Consider the following 3,887-nt stretch of genomic DNA (forward strand, 5'->3'; position numbering starts at 1 on the left):
GTGTGCTCCGGGGTACTTATGGGTTGGTATGGAGCAGATGTTACGCCGTGGATTTTTTAAGAGAACTTCATTGAATCAATGGTGACTATCGATGCAGTCAATGGATGATTTGATGACCATTGTGGGTGCGGGTGTCAGCGGGAGATGAGCCCATGATCGAGGGCGTACTTGACCAGCGCTGCCGGCTTGTCGATGTTGAGTTTGCGCCGGATGCTCAGGCGATGGGTTTCCACCGTGCGCACGCTGATGTCCAGTTCCCGGGCCATTTCCTTGTTGTTCAAGCCTTGCGCCATCTTCGACAGGACCTGGCTTTCCCTCGGGGTCAGTTCGTTGTCGGTGTTGCGGTCGGCGATCAGGCGCTGGGCGATTTCGGCGCTGTAGAAGGTTCCGCCGCTGGTGATGGCTTCGATGGCGGCGATGATTTCCCGGGACGGGGCGTTCTTCAGCACGTAGCCGCTGGCGCCGGAGCGCACCGACTCGCTCACGTATTCGTAATTGTCGTACATGCTCAGCACCAGCACCTTGAGCGACGGGTACTGGCTGCGCAGCACGCGGGTCAGTTCCAGGCCGTTCATGTCTGGCAGGCTGATGTCGACCAGCAGCAGGTCGGGCTGGCAGCGTCCGACCATTTCGATGGCCTCGGCGCCGTTTTCCGCTTCGCCGACCATTTCCAGGGGCGACATCACGGCCAGCAGCGCCTTGATGCCGTCGCGGACCAGGGAGTGATCGTCGACCAGGGCGACGCGGATCGGGGAGGGCAGGTTCATCGCAATATTCACTCTTGTAGTTTTGCGCGGGCTCAGCGTTTTACCGCAGGTTTCATTGGCAGCCGCACGTCCAGCTCGCTTCTGCCCGGCATCGAAATCAGATCGAAGCGCCCGCCAAAATGTTCGACGCGTTCGCGGATGTTACGCAAGCCAATGCCGGCCTGACGACGTTCGACCTGGGCGACGTTGAAACCGATACCGTCATCGACCACCGTCAGCCGCACGGACTCGTCGCAGCCGCGCAGTGTAATGGACACGTTTTTCGCCTGCGCGTGGCGTTCGATATTGGTCAGGCCTTCCTGGACGATGCGGAACAGCGAAACCGCCGCGCCGTCGACCAGCAGGCAGTCGAATTCATTTTCGTCATAGGTCACGGTCAACCCGCTGCGCTGCTCGAATTCGGCGGCCAGTTGGCCGATGGCCGCCGGCAGGCCGAGGGTGTCGAGCAAGGAGGAGCGCAGGTCATGGGAGAGGCTGCGCACTTCACCGATGGCATCGCCCAGGCGCTCGGTGGCGTCTCTGAGCGCGTTCAAACCCTTGTCGTCGGCTTGTCCGCGTTCCAGCAGATGGCTGGCCAGTTCGAACTGGAACTTGATCGAGACCAGCACCTGGCTGATGCCGTCGTGCAACTCGCGGGACACCCGGGATCGTTCTTCTTCCTGCAGGCTGACGATGCGCTGGGTCAGGCGCTGCAGTTTTTTGTCCGCCAGCCGATGTTCGCTGACGTTGAGGGTCATGCCCGTGGCGAACACGAACAGCACCGCGACGAGGGCGACCACGGCAATCGCCATCATGGTCTTGCGGATGCCCATGGCCACTTCGGCACGGGCTTGTTGGGTGGCGCGTTCGACGTCTTCGAGGTAGATGCCGGTGCCGAGCATCCAGCCCCAGCGATCGAGCATCACTACGTAGGCGAGCTTGTCGGTCACCTGGCCGGAGGAGGGCTTGTTCCAGGCGTAGCGTTGAAAGCCTTCACCCGACTGCGCGCTTTTGAGCAGCGCCTGGATCACCGGCAGGCCGTGGGGGTCTTTCATGTCCCACAGGTATTGGCCCACCAGTTCCGACTGGCGCGCGTGCATCAGGCTGCGGCCTTCGTGGTCGTAGACGAAGAAGTAGCCGTTGATGCCGAAGCTGAGCTTGCGCAGTTCTTCCAGCACTTGTTGCTGGGCGTGGGCATTGCCGTGGCCGTCGTCGTACAGGGGCGCGATCAGGCTCTGGGCCATTTCCACGTAGTTTTTCAGCTCCGCGCGCTTGCTCGCCAGAATGCTGTCTTCGATCAGTTGCGCCTGTTGATCGCCCAGTTGGCGGTTGAGGGAAATCACCAGCGCGCAGATGACGGCAATGGCCAGCACCAGCGGCAGAATCCCGAGGGCGACGATCTTGTGTTTGAGCTGCATGTTGACTCCTGCCCGCGCGAAGGCTCGGGATCATATGCCAAAGAGGCGCTGGGCTTGTAGCGTTGCTGGACGGAATGACCGGGTGGGAGTGTGCAAAACCTGTGGGAGCGAGCTTGCTCGCGATGAGGGAGGCACATTCGGAAGTGATGTGGCTGAAAGTCCGCTATCGTCGGAACGCCGCCCGGAGCAAGTTCGCTCCCACATTTGATCGGGGATGGCCCCGGATCCGGTGGTCAACCCACAGGAGATCGGTGTCATCTACGTAGAACTACGTAGACACCACGTACGTAGTAACGCGGATTTATTTGTGGACGGCATGCGCGGATATTGGGCCAGCTCCGCATCGCGGACACAATTATAAAAATTACCGCCGCAGTCACTGGCTGTCGGCAGGAGACACGCTATGCCCCGTCTGGCTAAACACCTCGCCTGGTTTGCCGTGGCTGTCCTGGGAGCGATTGCGCTGAGTGTCGTGGCCCTGCGCCGCGGCGAAGCGATCAACGCCCTGTGGATCGTAGTCGCAGCCGTCGCCATCTACCTTGTTGCCTACCGCTATTACAGCCTGTTCATCGCCAATAAAGTGATGCAGCTCGACCCCAATCGGGCCACGCCGGCTGTGCTCAATAACGATGGTCTGGACTATGTTCCGACCAACAAGCACGTACTTTTCGGTCACCACTTCGCGGCCATTGCCGGCGCGGGGCCTTTGGTCGGCCCGGTGTTGGCGGCGCAGATGGGCTACCTGCCCGGCACGCTGTGGCTGATTGCCGGCGTGGTGCTGGCCGGTGCCGTTCAGGACTTCATGGTCCTGTTCATGTCAACCCGCCGCAACGGCCGTTCCCTGGGCGACATGGTCCGTGAAGAAATGGGCCGCATCCCCGGCACCATCGCGCTGTTCGGCTGCTTCCTGATCATGATCATCATCCTCGCGGTGCTGGCGCTGATCGTGGTCAAGGCCCTGGCCGAGAGTCCTTGGGGGATTTTCACGGTGATGGCGACCATTCCGATCGCGATGTTCATGGGCATCTACATGCGCTACATCCGCCCGGGTCGCATTGGCGAAATCTCGGTAATCGGCGTGCTGTTGCTGCTGGGTTCGATCTGGCTCGGCGGGCAGGTTGCCGCCGATCCGGTGTGGGCCAAGGCCTTCACCTTTACCGGTATCCAGATCACCTGGATGCTGATCGGCTACGGTTTTGTCGCGGCGGTACTGCCGGTGTGGCTGATCCTGGCACCGCGTGACTATCTGTCGACCTTCCTGAAAATCGGCACCATCGTCGCCCTGGCCATCGGCATCCTGGTGACCATGCCCGAGCTGAGAATGCCGGCCCTGACCCAGTTCGTCGACGGTACCGGTCCGGTTTGGAAGGGCGGTCTGTTCCCGTTCCTGTTCATCACCATCGCCTGTGGCGCGGTTTCCGGTTTCCACTCGCTGATTGCTTCCGGCACCACGCCCAAGCTGCTCGCCAGCGAGGGGCATGCCCGCTACATCGGTTACGGCGGCATGCTGATGGAATCTTTCGTGGCGATCATGGCCATGGTTGCCGCTTCGGTGATCGATCCGGGCGTGTACTTCGCCATGAACAGTCCGGCGGCCGTGGTCGGCGGTGATGTGGTGGCCGTTGCGCAAACCGTCAGCAGCTGGGGCTTCGCCATTACCCCGGAAGCCTTGCAAGCCGTAGCCCATGACATCGGTGAAACCACCATCCTGGCCCGTGCCGGC

3 protein-coding genes are annotated in these 3,887 nt (G+C 61.4%); 1 reads left to right on the forward strand and 2 read right to left on the reverse strand.

All coding sequences use genetic code 11. The annotated features are described in order from the left end of the window. Positions 1 to 134: 134 nt before the first annotated feature. Positions 135 to 767 (reverse strand): response regulator, encoded by a 633-nt coding sequence (locus ACM6IT_RS23045; RefSeq protein WP_056724176.1) that lies wholly within the window; start codon positions 765 to 767, stop codon positions 135 to 137. A gap of 32 nt (positions 768 to 799) precedes the next feature. Beyond that, entirely contained in the window at positions 800 to 2,164 is a 1,365-nt protein-coding gene (locus ACM6IT_RS23050; RefSeq protein ID WP_414918751.1) for a cache domain-containing protein, read from the reverse strand. A gap of 403 nt (positions 2,165 to 2,567) precedes the next feature. Here ACM6IT_RS23050 and ACM6IT_RS23055 point away from each other — a divergent pair. Next, positions 2,568 to 3,887 (forward strand): carbon starvation CstA family protein (locus ACM6IT_RS23055; RefSeq protein ID WP_414918752.1); only part of this gene is annotated, 1,320 nt, incomplete at its 3' end.

The sequence above is a fragment of the Pseudomonas sp. IT-P4 genome (assembly GCF_949767755.1).
Lineage (GTDB): Bacteria > Pseudomonadota > Gammaproteobacteria > Pseudomonadales > Pseudomonadaceae > Aquipseudomonas > Aquipseudomonas monachiensis.